This is a genomic window from Ruegeria sp. AI3, from assembly GCF_056541245.1.
On record NZ_JBQFYA010000001.1, the window covers coordinates 151555 to 174487 of the forward strand.

Consider the following 22933-nt stretch of genomic DNA (forward strand, 5'->3'; position numbering starts at 1 on the left):
ACCATATATAAATAAAGCTCCGGCAGACATCGCATAAGTTATTGAAGAACCAAGGCCATCCCATGCTCTCAGTGTTTCGGACCAGTACCAGTTTTGTTTTCACCGCCTTTTTTCTGGCGACGGCATCCATCGCGAACGCGTCATCAGGCGAGGGTTCAAACACGGCATTTCGGATGGCGGTTGTCGAAAATACCTCTGCCTCTGATCAGATTTCGGAATTTTACCGCAGCAATGGCTTTACCCCTCTGTGGGTCGGCGATACGCGGGAACACGCAAAACGCCGCGCAGCGTTGATCAAAGCCCTGTCCGAGACCGAGCGCCATGGATTGCCCGCCGCGTATGACGTGCAGGCCTTGGTCGATCAGATGGCTGAGGCACGTTCGGTTCGCGATTTGGGCACGGTCGAGGCTCAGTTGACGCGTATCTTCCTGAGCTATGCAGATGACATCTATTCCGGCGCCTTGCGGCCCGCCAGTATTGACGATGGTCTTGTGCGCAAGGTTAAACGCCTCGATGCAAACCAACATCTTGAGGCGCTGAACACCCAGGGTGCGGCGTATTTTGAAACTCTGATCCCGCAGACTGCCCAATATCGCGCTTTGATGAAGCAAAAGATCGCGTTGGAGAGCCTGATTCGTCAGGGCGGGTGGGGGCCGACTGTTCCGGTCTCTAAACTGGAATACGGCGATACCGGTCCGAATGTGATCAAACTGCGCAACCGGCTAGTTGCGATGGGTTACCTAAAACCCACTGCCAGCCCGGAGTTTGATGACGCCCTGCTTGCGGCCGTTCAGGCGTTCCAAACGGCACACGGACTGGAATCGGACGGTGTGGCCGGACAAGGCACCATCACCGAGCTGAACCGACCGGCTTCGGACCGTTTAAAGGCCGTCTATGTCGCCTTGGAGCGGGAGCGCTGGCTGCCGCGGGAACGGGGCGAGCGGCATGTATTGGTCAATCAGGCCGACTTCTCGGCAAAGATCGTGGATGACGGGCTGGTCACGTTCGAGACCCGCGCCGTGATCGGCAAAAACGTACATGATCGCCGCAGCCCGGAATTCTCGGATGAGATGGAGCATATGGTGATCAATCCCAGCTGGTATGTGCCACGCTCGATCATCACCAAGGAATACCTGCCGAAACTGCAATCGAACCCGAACGCGGTGGGCCATATCCAGATCACGGACCGCAGTGGTCGTCAGGTCAATCGAGGAGCTGTCGACTTCACCCAGTTTACCGCACGCAACTTCCCGTTCGCGATGCGTCAGCCCCCTAGCAAAAGCAATGCGCTAGGGCTGGTGAAGTTCATGTTCCCTAACAAGTACAACATCTATCTACATGATACGCCTCAGAAATCTCTGTTTGCGCGTGAGGTTCGGGCGTTCTCGCACGGGTGCATCCGCCTGGCGCAACCTTTCGAGTTCGCCTATGCGCTGCTGTCCAAACAGGAAGAGGACCCCAAGGCGTTCTTCCACCGTGTATTGAATACCGGCAAAGAAACGACGGTGAAGTTGGACAAGAAAGTGCCCGTCCACCTGATCTATCGCACCGCCTATATCGGCCCGAAGGGTGAGGTTCAGTATCGCCGTGACGTCTATAACCGCGATGCCAAAATTTGGGACGCGCTGCAAAAGGCAGGGGTGGCCCTGCCGGACGTTCAGGGGTAAGCACTCAGGGTAAATCCTGCCCAAGAGGACGCCCGCTATGCAGTTCACCATCCAACAGATCGCCGAAAGCCTTGGGGCCGAGTGTCAGGGTGAAACAGACCTGACAATTCTGCGGGCCGCTGAACCGGGTGATGCCGGACCAACCGATCTGGCGATGGCAATGTCCCCCAAATATGCCGAAACGCTTTCGGGCGGTGAGGCCCGCGCGGCAATGCTGTGGGAAGGCGCGGATTGGCAAGCAATGGGCCTGCGCGCTGCGATCTTTGTTACGCGCCCCCGCATGGCGATGGCTGGTATCACGACAATGCTGGACCGGGGGCAGGGTGTTGAACCGGGTGTTCACCCCTCGGCTGTGATCGACCCGGCGGCCGAGATTGGTGAGGGCGTTTCGATCGGCCCGCTGGCCGTTATCGGCGCGCGGGCGAAGATTGGCTCGGGATCGGTGATCGGTCCGCACTGTACAATCGGAATGGACGTGGTGTTGGGTGAGCAAGCCCATCTCCGCGAAATGGTCAGCATCGGTGCGCGTGCGCAAATCGGAGACCGCTTCATCGCCCAACCCGGCGCGCGTATTGGTTCCGACGGGTTCAGCTTTGTTACTCCTGAGATTTCAGGTGTTGAAAACGCGCGCAAGACGTTGGGCGACCAGGGCGATGCGAAAGCGCAAAGCTGGCTGCGCATCCATTCTCTTGGCGCAGTGGAAATCGGGGACGATGTCGAGGTCGGCTCTAACTGCACGATCGACAATGGTACGATCCGAAACACGCGAATTGGCGATGGTTCGAAGCTCGATAACCTTGTGCATGTGGGTCACAACACGCGCATCGGGCGCGATTGTCTGCTGTGCGGTCAAAGTGGATTGTCTGGCTCAGTCGATGTGGGAAACAACGTGGTTCTTGGCGGTCAAACCGGCGTGGCTGACAATATCTTCATTGGCGATGGCGTGATCGCGGGGGGCGCAACCAAGATCCTGTCTAACGTGCCAGCTGGCCGTGTGATCATGGGCTATCCGAGCGTCAAGATGGAAACCCATACTGAGATCTACAAGGCACAACGCCGCTTGCCGCGCATGGCTCGCGACGTCGAGGCATTGAAAAAGGCTGTTTTCAAACAGTCTCCGAGCGATTAAATCATCCTCAGATTGATAGCCAGGGGATCAACATGAGCATCAGCGACCGCGTCATCGCAATCATTGCAGAGCAGGCCGTTCTGGAGCCATCGGATGTCACACCCGACAGCACACTTGCGGATTTGGGCATCGACAGCCTGGGTTTGGTCGAAAGCATCTTTGCCATCGAGGAAGAGTTCGACATCTCGGTTCCCTTTAACGCCAATGAGCCCGAGGCCAACGATTTCGACATCTCGAACGTGGCCGCGATCATTGCCGGCATCGAACAGCTTGTGTCGGAAAAGGTCTGACCCGAAACAATGAAACGGGTTGTCATTACCGGGGCGGGCACCATCAACTCGCTGGGTCATTCGGTCCCCGACACGCTCGAGGCCATGCGCGAAGGGCGTTGCGGTATCTCGGATCTGGAATTCCGCGATGTTGACCGTCTGGCGATCAAGATCGGCGGTCAAGTGCGGGGGTTCGAAGCCGAAGGGCGCTTTAACCGACAGCAGATGTCTCTCTATGATCGGTTCACGCAGTTCACTCTGACAGCCGCGAAGGAAGCGATCGACCAGTCGGGCATTCAGTTCCACGGCGAGCTCGCGGCGCGTTCCGGCGTAGTTCTGGGCACGGCGGGCGGAGGTGTCTCGACCTGGGATGACAATTACCGCTCGGTCTATGAAGACGGTAAGAACCGGGTACATCCCTTTGTGGTGCCCAAGCTGATGAATAACGCGGCGGCCAGCCATGTCTCAATGGAGCACAACCTCAAAGGTCCCAGCTTTACCGTTTCGACGGCCTGTGCATCCTCGAACCATGCCATGGCACAGGCGTTTCAGATGGTGCGCAGCGGAGCCGCGCCTGCGATGATCACGGGTGGATCGGAATCCATGCTGTGTTTCGGCGGTGTAAAGGCCTGGGAAGGTCTGCGCGTGATGTCGAAGGATGCCTGCCGCCCCTTTAGCGCCAACCGCAACGGGATGGTGCAGGGCGAGGGTGCCGGTGTCTTTGTGTTCGAGGAATACGAACATGCCCGCGCCCGCGGCGCAGATATCCTGTGTGAGGTTGTGGGATTCGCCATGTCCTCGGATGCGTCCGATATCGTGATGCCCAGCAAGCAGGGTGCCGCACGAGCGATGGCCGGCGCGTTGGCGGATGCCAAGCTGAACGCCAGCGATGTGTGCTATATCAACGCGCATGGCACAGGCACTGCGGCGAATGACAAAACAGAATGCGCCGCCGTGGCGGATGTGTTTGGACCGCATGCGGATGATCTGATGATCTCATCGACGAAATCCATGCACGGCCACTTGATCGGAGGCACCGGAGCGGTGGAGCTTTTGGCCTGCATCATGGCGCTGCGGGACGGCGTTATCGCGCCCACCATCGGTTATGAAGAACCTGACCCGGAATGTGCGCTGGACGTGGTGCCAAACGTCGCGCGTGAAGCTAAGGTCGACGTGGCGCTCAGCAATGCGTTTGCGTTTGGCGGGTTGAATGCGGTCTTGGCGCTCAAGAGCGTCTGAGCCGCAAAGAAAATCGCCGCCACAAAGCTGCGGCGGCGATCTCTATTCGCAGCTGACTTAGTTGACGTTAACGGCCAGCCCGTCAAAGCCCGAAGTGAAGCCCGACAGGGACATATCCATTGTTATAACCTGATCGGGGAAGCGCGCGGGAACCAGCGAGAAGGTCGCTTTGCTGCCCGCTTTCATCGCGTCAATGTCACCCTGGCTGAGGCCCAGCTGCGCGACACAGCCAACAGGCAGACAATGGTGGTAGTTGTAAAGCTTGCGCGGTGCGCCGTCGATCGACAGGGCCAGTTGCGCTTGTAGCAGGGTCTCCAACGGTACGATCACATTGGCCCATGCAACAGCCGCTCCGCCTTCGGGCAGCTTGCCGATGGACACTTCTGCAATCGGATCACCCTGAGGGCCGTTCAGAACCTGAACGATCGCACAAGGGTCTTCGCCTTCCGGTGCCTTGATGCAGGAGACATCCCAATCGCCGGATTCTTCTTTGACAAATTGCTCACCCACACGCGGGCCGGATTGGCCCAAATCGAGGCCCGCGCCCGCATCGGCCCCAGTGCCTTCAGTGGTCGTGCCTTCGGAAGTCGTTTCCTGCGCGCTAACCGCTCCGCTCATCAGAACGGCTGCCAGAGTATTAAACGAGAGGAGTTTCTTGAACATGAATGCCTCGGTTTGCTGTTTGTTTTGCCTCATCTAGCATCCTTCGCTGCGGCTGTCAGTCGCTAACCGAATAACCGATATCATTGTGACTGCTTTCTTGGGCCAAACCCCGCTCAAGGACCAATACAGGCAAAAGAAAAGAGGGCTGGTGGAGCAGCCCTCTTCCCAAAATTTTTCTCCCCGTCGGACTGGCCGACTTAGTTATGTGCAGACGTTACGAAAGGGGGGAGCAGGGGTCAACCGCTAACAGAAAAATTTAATGCACTAATCAGCACAGTTTTATTCGCCCACTTCCATGAAAAAAGCCGTGCCCGAAGGCACGGCCAGTCGACAGGGAGGAAGTGTCCCCTTCGCAACCAGGGGCTACAAAGGGAACGAATAGACTATGGCAGCCAAAGGTTAAGTTTGTATGCTGGTTGCGGATCAGAGAAAAAAGGCTGCAATTACATGGGTAAAGAGATTTTTCTGGGCGGTGCGGGTGACGAATACGGAACGCCTCAGGGTTTGACGCTGAAATATGCAAACCGCCACGGGCTGATCGCAGGGGCCACGGGGACGGGCAAGACGGTCACTCTCCAGATCCTGGCCGAAGGTTTTTCGCAAGCGGGCGTGCCTGTTTTCCTATCGGACGTCAAAGGAGACCTGTCCGGCTTGGCTCTGGCAGGCAGCGCAACCCATAAGTTGCATCAGGCGTTTACCGAGCGCGCGGAACGGATCGGCTTTTCTGATTTCTCCTACGCCGCATGTCCGGTCACGTTCTGGGATCTGTTCGGCGAACAGGGGCATCCGGTTCGAACCACGGTAACAGAAATGGGCCCTCTGCTGTTGTCGCGCCTTATGGAACTGAGCGAAGCGCAGGAGGGGATTCTTAATATCGCGTTCCGGGTCGCCGATGAAGAAGGGATGCCGCTGCTGGATCTCAAAGACCTGCAGGCGCTTCTTGTGTGGATCGGTGAGAATAGGGCGCAGCTGTCGCTGCGCTACGGCAATGTCTCAACGGCCTCTATCGGAGCCATTCAACGCCGTCTTTTGGTATTGGAAAACCAAGGTGGCACCAAATTGTTCGGAGAACCCGCGCTGGATCTGGCCGATCTCATGCGAACGGATGAAAACGGTCAGGGGATGGTGAACATACTGGCCTCGGACAAGCTGATGGGCGCGCCTCGACTTTATGCCACGTTCCTGTTGTGGCTGCTGAGTGAGCTGTTCGAGGAACTGCCAGAGGTCGGCGATCCGGAAAAGCCCAAGCTGGTCTTCTTTTTCGACGAAGCGCACCTTCTGTTTGATGATGCGCCCAAGGTACTGGTCGACAAGGTCGAGCAGGTCGCGCGCCTCATCCGCTCCAAGGGTGTTGGGGTGTATTTCATCACGCAGAACCCCGCTGACATTCCCGAGGATATTCTGGGGCAGTTGGGCAACCGGGTACAGCATGCGCTGCGCGCCTTCACCGCGCGGGACCGCAAGAGCCTTCGTATGGCGGCGGAAACCTACCGCGAGAATCCTGCCTTCGATACCGAGGCCGCGATCCGAGAGGTTGGGGTTGGTGAGGCCGTAACCTCAATGCTGCAGAAAAAAGGCGTGCCGGGAATTGTCGAGCGGACTTTGATTCGCCCACCGGGATCGCAGCTTGGCCCAATTTCGGGATCTGAGCGTCAGGGTATTCTGCAAGCCTCACCGATGGCGGCGAAATATGACACGCTGGTCGATCGCAAATCGGCCTTTGAAATCCTGCAAGCCCGTGCGGAGGCTGCCGCCAAAGAGGCCGAGGCCGCAGAGGCGGAAGAGATCATCGAACAACAAACCCCGATGGAGCGCGAATATAGCTCGGCGCGCCGGTATTCAGGTAGCCGGGTTGGGCGCTCAACGTCTCGGGTAGTGCGTAAGAAAGACACTTTTGCAACGGCTATGAGTGAGGCCGTCATTAAAGAGCTGAAGGGAACAACCGGCCGTCGCATCGTGCGGGGAATTCTAGGCGGGTTGTTCCGAAATCGCTGATCGGAGGCGCCCAGCACAGGGCGCCAACCGGCTTACTTCAAGCGGCGCTGGCCTTCCTGACGGCAATATGCATCGGCCTGCTTCACCGACATCTTAGTGGCTGGGAAATCAATCGCGCGGTCCCAGGTCACGCGATCATGACGGTAAAGCTGACAGGTCACGACGCCCTGCGGAGTGTTGACCTGAACAGGAGTGGTCTCAAGGTCTTCGGGCGACGGAATACAGGCCGTCAGCGCGGCCAGAACCGGCAGCATGACAACGGCTTTGGTGATCAGTGTTTTCTTGGTCAAGTCTGATACTCTCATCAATTGAGTGCGAATGATCGTAGAGATCGGTCGGGTTTCTTCTGAGCATGGGCCGGACCCCAAAAGTCCGAACAACGAGCGGTAGTCTCGTGTACTCAGAAACCTCTTTAAAAATCAAGAAGCCGCGCCGGTTGAGGGGCGCGGCTTCTGTATTGTGATTGTGTTGGGTTTATTGCTCGGGGATCAGCCCTCGGGGGCTGAATCTGAGAACAATCAGCAAAACCAGACCCATCGTAAACAAGCGCATATGCGCAGCACTTTCGATCAGATGCGCCTTCAGCGCGCTGCCGTCGGGCATGCCCGAGGTAATCAGGTTCATCAGCCAAAGGCCCATCGGCTCGACCTGGACCCACAGGAACCAGATCAGGAACGCACCCAGCACGGCGCCGAAATTGTTGCCAGAGCCACCGACAATCACCATCACCCAGACAAGGAAGGTGAACCGCAGGGGGTTGTAGGTACCCGGCGTCAGCTGACCGTCCAGCGTAGTCATCATCGCGCCCGCGATACCGCAAATGGCAGAGCCAAGCACAAATATTTGTAGGTGGCGGCGGGTGACATCTTTACCCATCGCCTCAGCTGCGACCTCATTGTCGCGAATGGCGCGCATCATCCGGCCCCATGGGCTTTTCAGCGCCATCTGCGCCATCCAGAGCAGCACTAATAGAACGATCAGGAACAGCAGCGAATAACCCAGCTTGACCGAAAGGGTCGAGGCGATCACCGGATCAAGCCCCAGCCAATCCGCCCGCGCAAGGAACGAGGGGTTTTGCTGCAGCTCAACCTCATAGCCCACCACGGGCGAGGGGCGCGGGATGCCATAGACATTCTTGACGCCACGGGCCAGCCAGTCCTCGTTCTTCATGACGGCAATAATGATCTCGGCAATACCAAGTGTCGCAATCGCCAGATAATCCGAGCGCAAACCCAGAGCCGTCTTGCCGATCAGCCATGCGGCACCTGCGGCCAGTAGCCCTCCTGCAGGCCAGGCGAGCAAAACCGGCAGGTTCAGACCACCGATATTGCCGGCAACGGCTGGATCAATTGCCTCAATCGCGGCAACGTTCGGATCAAAGATCGCACGGTACACAAAGAATCCGACGATGAGGATTCCGACGATAGCCAGCGTCCGCGCGCGCCCTTTCGGCATCTTCTGCGCCACCATGACGGTCGCAACAACGGTCGCGGCCCCCAGAAGAAGCGCCAGGATGACGCCATAGCCGCCCTCGGACCATGCTCTGGGCGTTGGCGGGGTTGAGATCAAGACGACCGCCAGCCCACCCAAAGCCACAAAGCCCATGACGCCGACGTTAAACAGGCCCGCAAAGCCCCATTGCAGGTTCACACCGATCGACATGATGGCCGAGATCAACCCCATGTTCAGGATCAGGATTGCCGCGTTCCAGCTTTGCGTGAAGCCGGTCAAAAGGATCAGCGCGCCAACAGTGACGAAAAGCAGGGTGTTCTTGGTAACCTCGCTCATACCGATTTTCCTTTGAACAGGCCCGTGGGCTTAAACAGAAGCACAATCAGCAGGATGGCAAAGCTGACGGCGAATTTGTAATCGGTAGAGAGGAACTGAACCAATCCTGACGGTTCCAGATTTTCCGGAGCCAGATAGGTCAACACCTTCTTCCAGGCGTAGGTGATGGTCACTTCGGAAAACGCAATAATGAACCCACCCGCGATCGCACCCAGGGGGTTGCCCAAGCCTCCGACAATGGCCGAGGCAAAAATCGGCAGCAGAAGCTGAAAATAGACGAAGGGTTTGAAGCTCTTGTCGAGGCCATAAAGCACGCCCGCCGTGGTCGCCAGTGCGGCCACGATGATCCAGGTGATCATCACTACACGCTCGGGGTTGATGCCGGACAGAAGCGCCAGATCCTCATTATCCGAATAGGCGCGCATCGATTTGCCGGTCCGGGTTTTGTTCAAAAACCAGAACAGAGCGGCCACGGCGATCACCGCCACAACGACCGTGATGGCCTGAGAGGTCTTGATCGCGAGCCCTTCGTTCAGCCCGGTCCATTCTTTGAAATCCCGCGCCTTGATCAAGAACCGCGCGCCGTCGGAGAACCTCTGATCATCCGGCCCGATGATGAAGCGGACGATGCCGTTCATGATGAACATCACGCCCATGGACACGATCACCAGAATGACCGGTTTGGCCTTTTGTTCGCGGTAGAAGCGATAAACCAGCCGGTCGGTGATCAGCACCAAAACGATACAGCCCAAAATGGCAAAGGGCAGGGCGAGCAGAGCCGTCGGCAACGGCCCGAAACTGACCCCTGCTGCTTGCAAACCCCACGTGACCAGAACCGCAATCATAGCGCCAAAGGCCATGGTGTCGCCATGAGCAAAGTTCGAGAACCGTAGGATGCCATAGATCAGCGTCACCCCCAAAGCACCCAGCGCCAACTGGCTGCCATAGGCGATTGCGGGAACAAGGACGAAGTTGGAAAGCGCCACAAGGGCGTTGAGGAAGTCCATTAAAACTCCTGCTCGCATTTACCAGAGAACGCGCGTCGTCCGTTGTTAGCTTTCGTATAGTCGGCATAACGCAGCGGTTGGGTTAATAAGGTCACGGTTAGATCGGTGGTCGAAGTCTTGGTCACATACATATACTCATGTTTTTCGTCTTCGATCCGGGACGCCGTCAGCAAGTCGCTTCGTGAAACGGCCGTCCACTCTTGCCCATCAGACAAGCCAATTTTGGAGGTGATATCACCGGCCTTGGCGATCTGATCGACTGAAAAGTCACCATAGTTACTTTCTATAAGCTCGGGCGGGGTGCCTAACAGCTCAAGCATGAGTTCCCCACCTTCACAGTTTTGCACGCCTGCGCAGGCCTCTTGTAGAATGCATGGCGCCGCCCAAGCCGTACTGCACATTGAGGCAAATGCGATCGTCATTGCGGACCTCACCTCACCCCCCCAAGAAACTCTTACGCACTTCGGGATCGGCCAGAAGTTCCTTGCCCGTACCGGTATAGGCGTTCCGCCCCTGAACCAGCACATATCCCTTGTCCGCGATCTCCAAGGCCTGACGGGCATTCTGTTCGACCATCAGGATCGGCAACCCGGTGCGCGAGACCTCGATGATCCGATCAAACAACTCATCCATCACGATGGGCGAAACACCGGCAGTCGGTTCATCCAGCATCAGCACTTTCGGCTGAGTCATCAAAGCGCGGCCCACGGCGACCTGCTGGCGCTGACCGCCTGACAGTTCTCCGGCCGCCTGATGGCGTTTGTCGCGCAGGATGGGGAACAGCTCATAGACCTGCTCCATCGTGTCCGAGAAATCGTCTCGGCGGATAAAGGCACCCATCTCAAGGTTCTCTTCCACCGTCATCGAGGTGAAGATGTTTGAAGTCTGCGGCACAAAACCCATCCCACGCATTACCCGATCCTGCGGCGTAAGCGCGGTGATATCCTCGCCGTCCAACCGAACCGCGCCCGAGCGCACATCCAGCATGCCGAATACGGCCTTCATCGCAGTGGACTTGCCCGCACCATTGGGCCCGACGATGACCGCAATCTCGCCCCGGTCGACGGCGATGGTGCAGTCGTGCAGAATGTCCGGCCCCTTGCCGTAGCCACCCGTCATCGTGTCGCCGATCAGAAATGGCCCACCATCGACCTTTTGTGTCGCGCCGCTTTTGCGATGGGCCGGGGTCATGATGCCGACGCCATGCGTGTTCGTGATCGACGCGTCCTTGTTGCCTTTGTCGTCGTGATAAGGATTATCGCTCACGCCCCGGCCTCCAGCTTGTCTTTGTTTTTCAGGCCGGTGCCCAGATAGGCCTCGATCACGTGTTCATTGGCTTTGATCTCGTCCAGGGTTCCCTCGGCCAGCACCTTGCCCTCGGCCATACAGATGACCGGATCGCAGATTTTGCCGATGAAATCCATGTCATGCTCGATGACGACGAAAGTATAGCCACGTTCCTTGTTCAGACGCAGGATCGTGTCGCCAATGGTCATCAGCAGGGTACGGTTCACACCCGCGCCAACCTCATCCAGAAACACGATCTTGGCGTCGACCATCATGGTGCGACCAAGCTCCAGCAACTTCTTCTGTCCACCCGAGACCTGACCCGCCTTATGGTCGGCCAGATGCTCGATTGTCAGGAACTCCAGTACCTCATCAGCCTTGGCCCGAAGCGCGCGTTCCTCATCAGCAATCCGTTTGCGACCGAACCATGTGTTCCAAAGCGATTCCCCGGATTGCGCGCCGGGCACCATCATCAGGTTCTCGCGGCAGGTCATTGACGAGAACTCATGCGCGATCTGGAAGGTACGCAGCAGGCCCTTGTGAAACAGCTCATGCGGGGGCAGGCCGGTGATATCCTCACCATCCATCACCACCTTGCCGCTGGTTGGAGGCAAGACACCCGCGATCACATTGAACAAAGTGGTTTTTCCGGCCCCGTTCGGTCCGATCAGACCGGTGATCGAGCCCTTTTGGATTTCCAGCGATGCCCCGTCCACCGCATGAAACCCGCCGAAATGCTTATGCACGTCTTCGACGACGATCATTTTTTCCCCTAGCCGCCGTTTTCCGGCGTTGTTGCCACATCCCTGTGCGAATGGTGCGGGCTTTTGTCATTGAAACAGCCCGGACACAAGGCCCGGGCTGCTTGTTTTTATGACTGATAAACTTGGATCAACGGAAGTTGACGGTTTTGTTCTCGCCGTCGGTGACTTCGATCTCACGGTAGGATCCTGCGCTTTCACCGGGGCCGATCAACTCAACACCGGAGGCACCGACATAGTCGATCTCCTGACCGGCAGCGAGCAGTTCCAGACCCTTGGCCAGCTCACCCGGATAGATCTTCTCACCAGGTTCGTTGGCGACGTCCATGATCTTGGAGCCATAGTCCGCTGGGTTGGTCGAACCTGCGGCCTGCATGGCCAGCATGAACAAGGCAGCGGCGTCATAGGATTCAGGCGAGTAGGGCGACGAGCCGTCGAAACCTGCAGCTTCGGCCATGGCAAAGTACTTCTCAGCACCTTCACCACCCGAGCCAGCAATCTGACCGAACGAGCCGTTCAGGTCTGGACCGACATTGGCAGGCAGCGAGTCACCGATCATGCCGCCGGGCAGACCGAACGTGTCAAACGCACCGCTGTCCAGAGCCGACTGGATGATGCCCAGACCACCTTGGTCCAGGTAGCCCGCAACGACCAGAATGTCGCCACCGGCCGAGGCCAACGCACCAACTTCGGCCGAGTAGTCGGCCTTGCCGTCTTCGTGGGCTGCGACGATGGTCACTTCACCACCCGAAGCCTCGAACGAGGACTGGATCGCATCCGCCAGACCCTTGCCGTAGTCGTTGTTGGTGTAGGTCAGAGCGATCGAGCTGATCCCGCGATCGTTCAGGATGTCGGCCATCACCTGACCTTCACGCGCATCCGATGGCGCGGTACGGAAGAACAGGCCATTGTCTTCCATGGTCGACAGACCGGGCGAGGTGGCCGATGGCGAGATCATCACCATGCCGTTCGGAATCGCGACGTTCTGCAGGATCGCGCCAGTCACGCCCGAGCAGTCACCGCCGATGATGCCAGCAACGCCGTCAGCGATCATGCGCTCGCCGTTCGACGTGGACAGGCCGTTGTCGATACAGCCGGTATCTGCGCGGGTTGCAGTCACGGTTGCTCCGTCCAGCAGCTTGCCGGATTCGGTGACTTCGGCCATCGCCATCTCGGCGCCCGAACCCATGGCAGGTGCCAGCGATTCAATCGGGCCGGTGAAGCCGAACAGAACGCCCAGCTTGACGTCTTCGGCCATTGCGGTACCCGCCAGCAGAGCGGAGGCTGCAGTTGCAGTCAGCAGCTTTTTCATATGGTTACTCCCTATTGTGAACGTATTCGTTCTGCGCATGACCCTAGGCAAGCAATCCGGAAAAGAAAAGTCCTAACGCAATCGTGTTTTTACGCTCCATAATCCTATTTGTTCTCATGGTGATAACGCTGTCAGTCCGAAAGGAAGACCCATGACGCTCAAACCCTTTGCGATTCTTGCCTTGATGATCAGCACAGGTCTCGCCTGCGCTGAGGAGCTTGAGACATCCCAAGGTACGGTTCAGATCGAGCCGATGATCGAGGGACTGGATGCGCCCTGGGCCGTCGGCATCCTGCCCGATGGATCGTTTCTGGTGACCGAACGGGATGGCGATGTGCTTTATGTGTCGGACGGGAAATCTCAAAAAGTGAAGGGGGTTCCGAAAGTGGCCGCCAGAGGGCAGGGCGGCTTGCTGGACGTGACCATCGCGAGGGACTTCCCACAGACGCGCGAGGTTTTTCTGACCTTCTCGAAACCTCAGAGCACTGGAGCTGGCACCGCGCTGGCCGTCGCGCGACTGTCGGAGAACGGCAAGCGCCTGACCAACACGCGCATCCTGTTTGAGGCAACGCCCGGAGGCTCGGGCGGGCGTCACTTTGGCTCTCGGGTGGTTGAGGCAGAGGACGGCAGTTTGTTTGTCACCATCGGGGATCGGGGGGATCGGCCGCAGGCTCAGGACCGCTCAAACCCAATCGGATCGATTATCCGCATCAATCGGGATGGCTCGGTTCCTGCAGACAACCCGTTTGTCGGGCAGGCGGATATTCGGCCCGAGATCTGGTCCTACGGGCACCGCAATCCTCAGGGTGCCGATCTGGATGCGCAGGGGCGTCTTTGGACATCCGAGCATGGCGCGCGCGGAGGGGACGAGGTTAACCTCGTGCAACCGGGGCTAAATTACGGTTGGCCAGTCATTTCCTATGGCAAGCACTACTCGGGCAAGACGATAGGCGAAGGCACTGCCAAAGAAGGGATGGAACAGCCGCGCCACTATTGGGACCCCTCCATCGCGCCCTCGGGCTTGATGGTCTATTCCGGTGCGCTCTGGCCGGAATGGAGGGGCGACATCTTCGTGGGATCGCTCAAGTTTGACTATATCGCGCGGCTGGAGGGCAACTCACTGCGCGAGGTCGAGCAGATCAAAGGTCCCGAAACAGAACGCGTCCGGGACATCGTTGAGGCCCCAGACGGGTCGATCTGGTTCATTTCCGTAGGCAATGGCGCAGTTTTCCGGCTTTCCCCGGATCGGTAGATCTGTACTCGCCCTCCTTGACTGTTGCCGCGAAACCGAGCTTGATCCTGTGCCAAGAAACCATCTGAGGGTGCGGTCCATTGTGCGACTTTTCGATTGAAATGTGTGACACGCTGCCAGATCAGGATGAGTTGAACGGCATCCTGTCCCAATATTATGCGTTGATCGTAGAGCGCATGACGGCCATGGGGTTTAACATCGATCCGGCTGCGCCGCAAAGCGCGCTGGCCGAGTTTTGGGCACACTCAGAAGACTATCTGCCGCCAAACGGTTGCCTGGTTCTGGCGCGAGACAGCGCGGGCAAGATCATCGGCTGTGGCATGATGAAACGCCTGAATCAGGACACCGGCGAATTGAAACGCGTGTTCGTGACCGAAGCCGCCCGCGGCACAGGTGCGGGGCGTGCCATGATGCAAGCCCGAGAAGACGCAGCCCGCACGTTGGGGTTAAAGCGCCTTGTAGCTGACACGCTTACTCCGAATGTCGAAATGAGGGACCTGTATCCGAAACTGGGATTTGTCGAAATGTCCGAACCCATTGAGACGACGACCTATCTGGATCAGCCCATGCTCAGGCCCCATCTGCACTATTTTGCAAAAACTCTTTAGCCCGCGTCAGACGGACAGCCGCCCCGATTGAGCCCCACGCTCACGGTAAGGCGTGGTGTTGTAATGCGCCCGGTAGCATTTCGAGAAATGGCTCGGAGAGGCAAATCCGCAGGCCAGAGCTACGTTGATCACGCTCATATCCGTCTGCATCAGCAGGTTGCGGGCTTTGTGCAACCGCAACTCCATGTAGTACCGCTTGGGTGAGCGGCTCAGGTAGCGACGGAACAGACGCTCCAGTTGACGGGTCGACATGCCGACATCCTTGGCCAGAATCGAAGGCGAGATCGGCTCTTCAATGTTCTTTTCCATCATCAGAATGACCTGGCTCAGCTTTGGATGCCGGACCCCAATTCGGGTGGGCGTAGACAAGCGCTGTGTGTCCTGATCTGTGCGGATCGAAGAATAGATCATCTGATCGGCCACCGCGCTGGCCAGACCCTCGCCATAGTCATTCGCGATCAGCTTCAGCATAAGATCGATGGATGAGGTGCCCCCCGCGGTGGTCATCCGGTTGCCGTCGACCTGAAACACGGATTTGGTCAGTTCCACATTGTCGAACTCTTCAATGAAGCTGTCCGAGTTCTCCCAGTGGATCGTCGCACGCTTACCCTCCAGCAGCCCCGCCTTGGCAAGCGAATAGGCTGCCGTACACAAACCACCGATCCGCAGCCCCTTGCGGGCCTCGCGCCGCATCCAGTTCAGAATCTTTTTGGTGGTTGCGGTTTTTACCTCGACCCCGCCGCAGATCAGAACGATGTCATCACGCTGCAGCTCAATCAGGTCCTGATCCAGCTTGAAAGTCGTGCCTGCCGAGCAGGTAATTGTATCGCCACCTTCACCGATCAAAGACCACGTATAGACAGGCTTATCAGCCATACGATTGGCAATGCGCAGGCTGTCCAGAGCCGACGCAAAGGACAAAAGCGAAAATCCATCCAATAAGACGAATACAAAATTGATCGGCTTGTCGACGTTACCGTCGACTTTGACAACTTGGCGTTGTTCTTGCATGGGTTTTTGTCCTTGATTCGGTGGCCGATGCGCCTTGGGCGCGCATGATTTGACAGATACCATGATCAAAGCTTGTTTACGACGTCAAGAGCCGCAAATCGGATATGGTCTCTCTTCCCGGCTTTTTGTATAGAGACCACCTGAATACTATCAGCGGAGATCAAGGCTATGACCGAATGGCAAAAATCGAACTGGCGCAACAAGCCCCGGGTTCAGATGCCAGACTATACCGACGCGGCCGCGCTGGCCAAAGTCGAGGCGCAGCTTTCGCAGTATCCCCCGCTGGTCTTTGCCGGTGAGGCGCGGCGTCTCAAGCAACATCTGGGTGCCGCCGGTCGCGGCGAGGCTTTCCTGTTGCAGGGCGGGGATTGTGCTGAAAGCTTTGAACAATTCAGCGCGGATGCGATCCGTGACACGTTCAAAGTGATGCTGCAAATGGCGATGGTTTTGACCTATGGCGCCAAGGTGCCGGTGGTCAAAGTGGGCCGTATGGCTGGGCAGTTTGCCAAACCGCGTAGCGCACCGACCGAGGTTGTGGACGGCGTTGAGCTGCCCAGCTACCGTGGCGACATCATCAACGAGCTGGACTTCACGCCCGAGGCGCGGATTCCGAATCCGTCCAAGATGCTGCAGGCCTACACACAGGCCGCCGCCACGCTGAACCTGCTGCGCGCGTTCTCGACCGGTGGTTTCGCCGACATGAGCCGTGTGCATTCTTGGACGCTGGGCTTCACGGATGAACAGGACGTTCAGAAATACTCCGAGATCGCCGACCGCATTCAGGACACGATCGACTTCATGGGCGCGGCGGGCATCACGGCTGAGACAACGCATGAGTTCTCGACCGTTGAGTTCTACACCAGCCACGAAGGGCTGCTGCTGGAATATGAAGAGGCGCTGACCCGTCTGGATTCGACTTCGGGCAACTGGCTGGCAGGTTCCGGTCACATGATCTGGATCGGCGACCGCACCCGTCAGCCCGACGGCGCGCATGTGGAATTCTGCCGTGGCGTTCAGAACCCGATCGGTCTGAAATGTGGCCCGACCACAACGGCCGAAGACCTCAAGGTTCTGATGTCCAAGCTGAACCCCGAAAACGAAGAGGGTCGTCTGACCCTGATCGCCCGCTTCGGTGCAGGCAAGGCAGGTGAGCATCTGCCGCGTCTGGTCAAAGCGGTCAAGGAAGAGGGCGCCAAGGTCACTTGGGTCTGCGACCCGATGCACGGCAATACGATCAAATCGGCCACCGGGTACAAAACTCGCCCGTTCGATTCGGTCCTGCGCGAAGTGCGCGACTTCTTTGGCGTGCATCAGGCCGAAGGCACCATCCCCGGTGGTGTGCATTTCGAGATGACCGGTCTGGACGTCACCGAATGCACCGGCGGCGTGCGTGCCGTGACCGAAGAGGACCTCTCGGACCGGTACCACACGGCGTGCGACCCGCGTTTGAACGCGTCGCAATCGTTGGAACTGGCCTTCCTGGTCGCCGAAGAACTGACCAACCTGCGCCGCGACCGCACCAAGCGCGAAGCAAGCTAAGGTTCAATCAATCAAAGAAAACGGCGGGTCCTTAGCCCGCCGTTTTTCTTTGGATCAGTCGTCGCGCGATGCAACCAGCCTGAGGTGCCCTTTGGGGCGTTTGAACTCTGCCTTGCCCTCGGCAAAGCCCTCAGCAAAACCGTCCGTGACTTCCAGCTTTGGCTTGGCCGGCGCCTGAACCTCGCTCACCGGTTTGATCCGGCTGTCTTGGATCGAGAAGCGGCGCGGGGTCGCTCCGATCGCGCCGTCACTGACCATGACGCCCATAACGCGGCTGACATCCCCCAGATCGCTTTTCAGCGGCAAAAGCAGCATACGCGCCTGCATCCGGGCGCGCCCGAACGCGCCCCTGGACACCATATCCAATTCGGCAATTGCGGGGTTGGCAAAGACCTGCTCTAGAGCATTCGTGGCTGCCTTACGCGCCTCGGGATCGAAAAACGCGGTCAGAGGCATGCCCCGCACTTCCATCCCGGCCAGCTTGTTCAGGTGGCTGCCCGCAAGGCGAAACCGGGCCAGACCGGGGGCAATCCGCTCGAGAATGAAGGTGTATTCCAGAATATTCTCAAGCCCGCGCGGATCAATCTGCGACCGCATGGGCACGCCATTCCCGTCAAGCAACGCGGTCCAGTAGGCCTCGGCCTGACGGATCGGTGAGAGGCTGCACCCGCTGTCAAAGCGATCCATTGCGACAATCTTTCCAAGTTTGGACTTCGAGCCAGTCCCGAAAAAGGTTCCCATTTTCATTACCCTAGCGCCTAATCACCGTCATTTTCATAAAATGCAACATATCGGAGGCATTTTCGGCCAAACGACCGAGCTAGAGACATGATTGACACGGGTTAAGTCAATTTTGGAGTAATTCTTTAACGAATGGTTAACTTCTGTCGGACAGAGGCGGTCTCAGCAAACTCTTGCTCTGCACCGGGCAATGGCATTAGGTGCGGCAGACACGAAGACTGACAGCGATGGAAAGGGCAGTGATGATCAAATCCATGACCGGGTTCGCCTCGGGCAAGGGAGAATTCGGCCCCCATAGCTGGACATGGGAGCTGCGCAGCGTGAACGGCAAGGGGCTGGACATGCGCATCCGCGTCCCCGACTGGCTGACCGGGCTTGAGGCCGCGTTGCGGGGTGTTCTGTCCAAATCGTTGAGCCGGGGCAATGTGACCCTGTCGTTGCGGATCAGCCGGGACGAATCTCAGCCGGATCTGGCGTTAAATTCGGTTGCGATGTCGGCGGCCTTGGATGCCTTGCAACAGACACAGCTCATGGCCGAGGCAAGGGGGATTGCACTTGCCCCCTCCAAGGCGAGTGATCTGTTGACCCTCAAAGGCATGCTGGATGCGGGGGCCGAGGCAGACGATCCCGCGCCGCTGGTCGCGCAGATGACCACCGAATTCACTCCGCTTCTGGCCGCGTTTCTCGACATGCGTCAGACCGAGGGTGAAGCTTTGGCCGCGATCCTGGCGTCTCAGCTGGATCAGGTCGCGGCATTGACGTCGAAGGCCGCCGAACTGGCCGAACAGCGCAAGGACAAGATGGCCGAGGCGCTGCGCGAAAACCTCGCCCGCGTGTTGGACAACGCCCAAGGAGTCGAACCTGAGAGAGTGGCACAGGAACTCGCCCTGATCGCCGTCAAGGCCGACATCACCGAAGAAATCGACCGCCTCAGCGCCCATGTCACCGCCACGCGGGACCTTCTGGCGCAGGATGGCGCGGTTGGTCGCAAGTTGGATTTCCTTATGCAGGAGTTTAACCGGGAGGCCAACACCCTCTGCTCCAAGGCGCAAAGCGCCGATCTGACCTCGGTCGGGTTGGAGTTGAAAGCGGTGATCGACCAGATGCGAGAGCAGGTACAAAACGTTGAATAAAAGTAGGAAGAACTGACATGGCAGATCGCCGCGGCCTCCTTATCATCCTGTCATCCCCTTCGGGCGCGGGCAAATCCACATTGGCCCGCAGACTGATGGCCTGGGATACCGACCTCGAATTCTCGATCTCGGCCACAACCCGCGAACCACGTCCGGGTGAAGAACATGGCCGCGAATACTACTTCTTGTCGGAAGACGAGTTCAAACAGCAGGTGGCCGATGGGCAAATGCTGGAACACGCGCATGTCTTCGGCAACTTCTATGGCTCACCCGCCGGCCCGGTGCGCGAGTCCATCGAATCCGGCAAGGATGTGCTGTTCGACGTGGACTGGCAGGGCGAGGTGCAAATCCGAAACTCAGATCTGGGCAAACACGCGCTGTCGATCTTCATTCTGCCGCCCTCGATCCCAGAACTACGCCGCCGGTTGGAAAGCCGGGCTCAGGACAGCGCCGATGTGATCGGCAAGCGCATGCTGAAAAGCTGGGATGAGATCAGCCACTGGGGCTACTACGACTATGTATTGGTGAATGACGATCTGGATTCGACAGAGGAAAAGCTGAAGACCATCGTCAGCGCCGAACGGATGCGTCGCATACAGCAACCGAAACTGCAAAACCACGTCCGCACCCTGCAGATGGAATTCGAGGAGCAGTCATGACGATCTACGCACTGGGAGATCACACGCCCCAAATCCACGAAGACACCTGGGTCGCGCCGGACGCCAATCTGATCGGCAAAGTGGTATTGGAAGAGGGCGCCTCGGTCTGGTTTGGCTGCACGATCCGGGCGGAACACGAAGAAATCCGCGTCTGTGCGGGCAGTAATGTTCAAGAGCACTGCGTCATGCATGTCGACCCTGGTTTTCCGCTGACCATCGAGGCGAACTGTACCATTGGGCACAAAGTCATGCTGCATGGCTGCACGATCGCTGAGAACTCTCTCATCGGGATGGGGGCGATCATTCTGAACGGGGCGAAGATCGGCAAGAACTGCCTGATCGGGGCAGGGGCACTGATCACGGAAAACAAAGAGATCCCTGACAACTCGCTGGTCATGGGGTCTCCGGGCAAGGTGGTGCGGCAGCTGGATGAGGCCGCAGCCCAGCGGAACACGCTCAGCGCGCTGCACTATCAACAGAACATGCGCAAATTCAGGGAAACCCTGAAACCGTTGGCTTAAGCGGCAGGAAATCAATCGGACATGGCTGAAAACCTTCTGGAAGAATATGTATCGGCCATTCCGATGCCCGCGCTTCTGGTCGACCAGACCGAACGGATCATCGCCGCCAATACCGACGCCAAAACCCTGCTAAGCCAGAATATAACGGGCCGCCACTTTGCGACGATCCTCAGGCAGCCTCAGGTTATTGAAGCGATTGAACAAAGCCTGCGCAGTAAGGGTCCGGCCAAAACGCGGCACCTTTCAAATGATGGCGCGCAGGATACGACCTTCGAGGTGGTCTGCCGCTATATGAACGGCATCGGCGCGGTGTCGGGCGGGGCGGTGTTGGCGATCTTTCAGGACATCACGCATCTGGAACAAGCCAGCCAGATGCGTCGCGATTTCGTCGCCAATGTCAGTCATGAACTCCGCACCCCTCTGACCGCCCTTATGGGCTTCATCGAAACCCTGCGGGGTCCGGCCCGCGATGACGCTGCCGCGCGCGAGCGATTTCTGCAGATCATGACGGATGAGGCAAACCGCATGAACCGCCTTGTCGGCGATCTTCTGTCGCTCAACCGGGTCGAAAGCGAGGAACGCGTGCGCCCGAAAGAGGAAGTGGAACTGACGGGCCTGCTGCATTCCACGCTGAACTCAATGCGCCCTCTGGCCGATGATGCCGAGGTGGTGCTGACGCTTGATGCGCCTGAGGATCCGGTGACTATGACCGGCGACAGCGATCAGTTGCGTCAGGTGTTTACCAATCTGGTCGAGAACGGCATCAAATATGGCGGCAGCGGCGGCAGTGTCGAGTTGCGCGTGACCACCTCAGAGAGGGATACGGCCATGCGTGGCCCGGCAGTCCGGGTGCAGATCATCGATCGAGGGCCTGGCATTGATTCCATTCACCTGCCGCGACTCACCGAGCGGTTCTATCGCGCCGACAGTCACAGATCGCGCCAATTGGGAGGAACCGGGCTTGGACTCGCGATTGTGAAGCATATCGTCAACCGTCACCGCGGACGGCTTCGGGTGGAAAGCGATTTGGGAAAAGGCACTGTTTTTACAGTGATTTTACCGCGCTAAAGGGCGGGTTTCCGTAAATCCATCATGGCCGTGCCAAAAGTTTTATGACAGCAGGGCGCAAGAAAAACCCGGCTTGTCATAAAACTGTTACGTACCTGTCACAAAAGCCTTACGCACGGGGCCTAGTGGTTCGCGCAAGATCATCATGGGGGTGATCGAAAACCCAATCCTCAGGGAGACTGAAATGTCCTTTGTAAAACTGTCGGCTTCTGCGCTGGCTATCGCTGCTGTCTCGGCCACTGCTGCTGCTGCGCGTGACAACGTTCAGGTTGCCGGTTCGTCGACCGTTCTGCCTTATGCCTCGATCGTTGCGGAACTGTTCGGTGAAAACACCGACTTCCCGACACCTGTTGTTGAATCCGGCGGTTCGTCGGCTGGCCTGAAGCGTTTCTGTGAAGGTGTTGGCGAAAACACCATCGACGTTGCAAACGCATCGCGCGCCATCCGTGAAAAAGAGATCAAAGCCTGTGCCGAAAACGGCGTGACCGACATCATGGAAGTCCGCATCGGCTATGACGGCATCGTGTTCGCCAGCCAGCAGACCGGCCCGGCCTTCAACGCGTTTGAGCCTTCGGACATCTTCAACGCTCTAGGCGCGAAGGTTCTGAAAGACGGCGAGATTGTCGACAACCCATACAACACTTGGGCCGAGTTCAACGGCGACCTGCCTGACGTTGAAATCGCGGGCTTCATCCCCGGTACCAAACACGGCACCCGTGAAGTGTTCGAAGAGAAAGTTCTGCTGATCGGCTGTGAAGCAACTGGCGCCATGGAAGCGATGATCGCTGGCGGCATGAGCGAAGATGACGCGGAAGATGCATGCTTGGCTGTTCGTACCGATGGCAAATCAGTCGACATCGACGGTGACTACACCGAGACCCTGGCTCGTATCGACACCAACCCGAACGGCATCGGCGTCTTCGGTTTGGCGTTCTACGAGAACAACACCGACAAGCTGAAAGTTGCGACCATGTCGGGTATCGCACCATCGACCGAGACCATCTCGACCGGTGAATACCCTGTATCGCGTCCGTTGTTCTTCTACGTGAAAAAAGCCCACATTGGCGTGATCCCTGGTCTGAAAGAATACGCTCAGTTCTTCGTCGCAGACGAAATCGCTGGCCCCTCGAGCCCGCTGGCCAACTATGGTCTGGTTGCCGACCCTGAGCTGGCAAAAACTCAGGAAGCGATCAACAACGAAGTGACCATGGGTTCGGGCAGCTAAGCCGATCTATGGATGAATGTTTGGGGCGGCGGAATTCGCCGTCCCTTTCTGCGACTTTT

At 58.0% G+C, this 22933-nt stretch carries 23 protein-coding genes; 13 read left to right on the top strand and 10 right to left on the bottom strand.

Annotated elements, in window-relative coordinates; genetic code table 11:
- Positions 1–62: 62 nt before the first annotated feature.
- The 4 genes from ACRZ95_RS00750 to ACRZ95_RS00765 are packed head-to-tail and all read left to right on the top strand — an operon-like array spanning position 63 to position 4304.
- The gene (locus tag ACRZ95_RS00750; RefSeq protein WP_170676038.1) at positions 63–1667 is read left to right on the top strand and encodes a L,D-transpeptidase scaffold domain-containing protein; all 1605 of its coding nucleotides are present in this window, start codon (positions 63–65) and stop codon (positions 1665–1667) included.
- Between the two features lie 37 nt (positions 1668–1704).
- Positions 1705–2796 (top strand): UDP-3-O-(3-hydroxymyristoyl)glucosamine N-acyltransferase, encoded by a 1092-nt coding sequence (lpxD, locus tag ACRZ95_RS00755; RefSeq protein ID WP_170676039.1) that lies wholly within the window; start codon positions 1705–1707, stop codon positions 2794–2796.
- 32 nt (positions 2797–2828) lie between these two features.
- Positions 2829–3086, top strand: a complete 258-nt coding sequence (locus ACRZ95_RS00760) for an acyl carrier protein (RefSeq protein WP_170373697.1) — start codon at positions 2829–2831, stop codon at positions 3084–3086.
- Positions 3087–3095: 9 nt separating this feature from the next.
- Positions 3096–4304 (top strand): beta-ketoacyl-[acyl-carrier-protein] synthase family protein, encoded by a 1209-nt coding sequence (locus tag ACRZ95_RS00765; RefSeq protein WP_170479505.1) that lies wholly within the window; start codon positions 3096–3098, stop codon positions 4302–4304.
- 57 nt (positions 4305–4361) lie between these two features.
- Here ACRZ95_RS00765 and ACRZ95_RS00770 read toward each other — a convergent pair whose 3' ends face one another.
- Positions 4362–4967: an invasion associated locus B family protein gene (locus tag ACRZ95_RS00770; RefSeq protein WP_170676040.1), complete on the bottom strand. Its 606-nt coding sequence runs from the start codon at positions 4965–4967 to the stop codon at positions 4362–4364.
- A gap of 447 nt (positions 4968–5414) precedes the next feature.
- Here ACRZ95_RS00770 and ACRZ95_RS00775 point away from each other — a divergent pair, with 447 nt between their 5' ends.
- Complete coding sequence (locus ACRZ95_RS00775) at positions 5415–6962, top strand: helicase HerA-like domain-containing protein (RefSeq protein WP_170676041.1); 1548 nt, start codon at positions 5415–5417, stop codon at positions 6960–6962.
- A gap of 32 nt (positions 6963–6994) precedes the next feature.
- Here ACRZ95_RS00775 and ACRZ95_RS00780 read toward each other — a convergent pair whose 3' ends face one another.
- The 7 genes from ACRZ95_RS00780 to ACRZ95_RS00810 form a co-directional block, all read right to left on the bottom strand.
- Entirely contained in the window at positions 6995–7252 is a 258-nt protein-coding gene (locus ACRZ95_RS00780; protein ID WP_425082780.1) for a hypothetical protein, read from the bottom strand.
- A 184-nt stretch (positions 7253–7436) separates the two neighbouring features.
- Positions 7437–8750 (bottom strand): branched-chain amino acid ABC transporter permease, encoded by a 1314-nt coding sequence (locus tag ACRZ95_RS00785; protein ID WP_170676042.1) that lies wholly within the window; start codon positions 8748–8750, stop codon positions 7437–7439.
- Positions 8747–9757, bottom strand: a complete 1011-nt coding sequence (locus ACRZ95_RS00790; protein WP_170638716.1) for a branched-chain amino acid ABC transporter permease — start codon at positions 9755–9757, stop codon at positions 8747–8749. Before ACRZ95_RS00790 ends, ACRZ95_RS00785 begins: the two co-directional genes overlap by 4 nt.
- The gene (locus ACRZ95_RS00795; RefSeq protein ID WP_170638715.1) at positions 9757–10179 is read right to left on the bottom strand and encodes a hypothetical protein; all 423 of its coding nucleotides are present in this window, start codon (positions 10177–10179) and stop codon (positions 9757–9759) included. The genes ACRZ95_RS00790 and ACRZ95_RS00795 overlap by 1 nt, the downstream gene beginning before the upstream one ends.
- Positions 10180–10192: 13 nt before the next feature.
- Positions 10193–11023, bottom strand: coding sequence for an ABC transporter ATP-binding protein (locus ACRZ95_RS00800; RefSeq protein ID WP_170676043.1), 831 nt, complete (start codon positions 11021–11023; stop codon positions 10193–10195).
- A complete protein-coding gene (locus ACRZ95_RS00805) occupies positions 11020–11808 on the bottom strand; it encodes an ABC transporter ATP-binding protein (RefSeq protein WP_170458187.1) in 789 nt (262 codons plus the stop codon). Before ACRZ95_RS00805 ends, ACRZ95_RS00800 begins: the two co-directional genes overlap by 4 nt.
- Before the next feature lie 127 nt (positions 11809–11935).
- Positions 11936–13117 carry an ABC transporter substrate-binding protein gene (locus ACRZ95_RS00810; protein ID WP_170458188.1) on the bottom strand — a complete coding sequence of 394 codons (1182 nt, stop codon included), beginning with the start codon at positions 13115–13117 and terminating at the stop codon, positions 11936–11938.
- A gap of 151 nt (positions 13118–13268) precedes the next feature.
- Between ACRZ95_RS00810 and ACRZ95_RS00815 the strand changes: the two genes are divergently transcribed.
- Together ACRZ95_RS00815 and ACRZ95_RS00820 are read left to right on the top strand one after the other, a co-directional pair.
- A complete protein-coding gene (locus ACRZ95_RS00815; RefSeq protein WP_170676044.1) occupies positions 13269–14369 on the top strand; it encodes a PQQ-dependent sugar dehydrogenase in 1101 nt (366 codons plus the stop codon).
- 80 nt (positions 14370–14449) lie between these two features.
- Positions 14450–14977 (top strand): GNAT family N-acetyltransferase, encoded by a 528-nt coding sequence (locus ACRZ95_RS00820; protein ID WP_480554381.1) that lies wholly within the window; start codon positions 14450–14452, stop codon positions 14975–14977.
- Between the two features lie 6 nt (positions 14978–14983).
- Here ACRZ95_RS00820 and ACRZ95_RS00825 read toward each other — a convergent pair whose 3' ends face one another.
- Positions 14984–15988, bottom strand: coding sequence for a GlxA family transcriptional regulator (locus ACRZ95_RS00825; RefSeq protein ID WP_170548735.1), 1005 nt, complete (start codon positions 15986–15988; stop codon positions 14984–14986).
- Positions 15989–16156: 168 nt separating this feature from the next.
- Here ACRZ95_RS00825 and ACRZ95_RS00830 point away from each other — a divergent pair, with 168 nt between their 5' ends.
- A complete protein-coding gene (locus ACRZ95_RS00830) occupies positions 16157–17527 on the top strand; it encodes a class II 3-deoxy-7-phosphoheptulonate synthase (RefSeq protein WP_170373710.1) in 1371 nt (456 codons plus the stop codon).
- 54 nt (positions 17528–17581) lie between these two features.
- Here ACRZ95_RS00830 and ACRZ95_RS00835 read toward each other — a convergent pair whose 3' ends face one another.
- Positions 17582–18214 carry a PAS domain-containing protein gene (locus tag ACRZ95_RS00835; RefSeq protein WP_480554383.1) on the bottom strand — a complete coding sequence of 211 codons (633 nt, stop codon included), beginning with the start codon at positions 18212–18214 and terminating at the stop codon, positions 17582–17584.
- 296 nt (positions 18215–18510) lie between these two features.
- Between ACRZ95_RS00835 and ACRZ95_RS00840 the strand changes: the two genes are divergently transcribed.
- The 5 genes from ACRZ95_RS00840 (at position 18511) to ACRZ95_RS00860 (ending at position 22874) form a co-directional block, all read left to right on the top strand.
- Positions 18511–19401 carry a YicC/YloC family endoribonuclease gene (locus tag ACRZ95_RS00840; RefSeq protein ID WP_170676046.1) on the top strand — a complete coding sequence of 297 codons (891 nt, stop codon included), beginning with the start codon at positions 18511–18513 and terminating at the stop codon, positions 19399–19401.
- A 17-nt stretch (positions 19402–19418) separates the two neighbouring features.
- A complete protein-coding gene (gene gmk / locus ACRZ95_RS00845; RefSeq protein ID WP_170487126.1) occupies positions 19419–20060 on the top strand; it encodes a guanylate kinase in 642 nt (213 codons plus the stop codon).
- Positions 20057–20581, top strand: a complete 525-nt coding sequence (locus ACRZ95_RS00850) for a gamma carbonic anhydrase family protein (protein WP_170676047.1) — start codon at positions 20057–20059, stop codon at positions 20579–20581. The genes gmk and ACRZ95_RS00850 overlap by 4 nt, the downstream gene beginning before the upstream one ends.
- 21 nt (positions 20582–20602) lie before the next feature.
- Positions 20603–21649, top strand: a complete 1047-nt coding sequence (locus ACRZ95_RS00855) for an ATP-binding protein (protein ID WP_170676048.1) — start codon at positions 20603–20605, stop codon at positions 21647–21649.
- A 184-nt stretch (positions 21650–21833) separates the two neighbouring features.
- The gene (locus ACRZ95_RS00860) at positions 21834–22874 is read left to right on the top strand and encodes a substrate-binding domain-containing protein (RefSeq protein ID WP_170676049.1); all 1041 of its coding nucleotides are present in this window, start codon (positions 21834–21836) and stop codon (positions 22872–22874) included.
- Positions 22875–22933: the final 59 nt, after the last annotated feature.

Excerpts from the sequence above, each read along its gene's own strand:
- gmk (WP_170487126.1), top strand. The coding sequence starts at position 19,419 with ATGGCAGATCGCCGCGGCCTCCTTATCATCCTGTCATCCCCTTCGGGC.
- ACRZ95_RS00750 (WP_170676038.1), top strand. The coding sequence starts at position 63 with ATGCTCTCAGTGTTTCGGACCAGTACCAGTTTTGTTTTCACCGCCTTT.
- ACRZ95_RS00765 (WP_170479505.1), top strand. The coding sequence starts at position 3,096 with ATGAAACGGGTTGTCATTACCGGGGCGGGCACCATCAACTCGCTGGGT.
- ACRZ95_RS00850 (WP_170676047.1), top strand. The coding sequence starts at position 20,057 with ATGACGATCTACGCACTGGGAGATCACACGCCCCAAATCCACGAAGAC.
- ACRZ95_RS00790 (WP_170638716.1), bottom strand. The coding sequence starts at position 9,757 with ATGGACTTCCTCAACGCCCTTGTGGCGCTTTCCAACTTCGTCCTTGTT.
- lpxD (WP_170676039.1), top strand. The coding sequence starts at position 1,705 with ATGCAGTTCACCATCCAACAGATCGCCGAAAGCCTTGGGGCCGAGTGT.
- ACRZ95_RS00760 (WP_170373697.1), top strand. The coding sequence starts at position 2,829 with ATGAGCATCAGCGACCGCGTCATCGCAATCATTGCAGAGCAGGCCGTT.
- ACRZ95_RS00785 (WP_170676042.1), bottom strand. The coding sequence starts at position 8,750 with ATGAGCGAGGTTACCAAGAACACCCTGCTTTTCGTCACTGTTGGCGCG.
- ACRZ95_RS00855 (WP_170676048.1), top strand. The coding sequence starts at position 20,603 with ATGGCTGAAAACCTTCTGGAAGAATATGTATCGGCCATTCCGATGCCC.
- ACRZ95_RS00840 (WP_170676046.1), top strand. The coding sequence starts at position 18,511 with ATGATCAAATCCATGACCGGGTTCGCCTCGGGCAAGGGAGAATTCGGC.
- ACRZ95_RS00825 (WP_170548735.1), bottom strand. The coding sequence starts at position 15,988 with ATGCAAGAACAACGCCAAGTTGTCAAAGTCGACGGTAACGTCGACAAG.
- ACRZ95_RS00810 (WP_170458188.1), bottom strand. The coding sequence starts at position 13,117 with ATGAAAAAGCTGCTGACTGCAACTGCAGCCTCCGCTCTGCTGGCGGGT.
- ACRZ95_RS00775 (WP_170676041.1), top strand. The coding sequence starts at position 5,415 with ATGGGTAAAGAGATTTTTCTGGGCGGTGCGGGTGACGAATACGGAACG.
- ACRZ95_RS00795 (WP_170638715.1), bottom strand. The coding sequence starts at position 10,179 with ATGACGATCGCATTTGCCTCAATGTGCAGTACGGCTTGGGCGGCGCCA.
- ACRZ95_RS00860 (WP_170676049.1), top strand. The coding sequence starts at position 21,834 with ATGTCCTTTGTAAAACTGTCGGCTTCTGCGCTGGCTATCGCTGCTGTC.
- ACRZ95_RS00805 (WP_170458187.1), bottom strand. The coding sequence starts at position 11,808 with ATGATCGTCGTCGAAGACGTGCATAAGCATTTCGGCGGGTTTCATGCG.
- ACRZ95_RS00835 (WP_480554383.1), bottom strand. The coding sequence starts at position 18,214 with ATGGATCGCTTTGACAGCGGGTGCAGCCTCTCACCGATCCGTCAGGCC.
- ACRZ95_RS00830 (WP_170373710.1), top strand. The coding sequence starts at position 16,157 with ATGACCGAATGGCAAAAATCGAACTGGCGCAACAAGCCCCGGGTTCAG.
- ACRZ95_RS00770 (WP_170676040.1), bottom strand. The coding sequence starts at position 4,967 with ATGTTCAAGAAACTCCTCTCGTTTAATACTCTGGCAGCCGTTCTGATG.
- ACRZ95_RS00815 (WP_170676044.1), top strand. The coding sequence starts at position 13,269 with ATGACGCTCAAACCCTTTGCGATTCTTGCCTTGATGATCAGCACAGGT.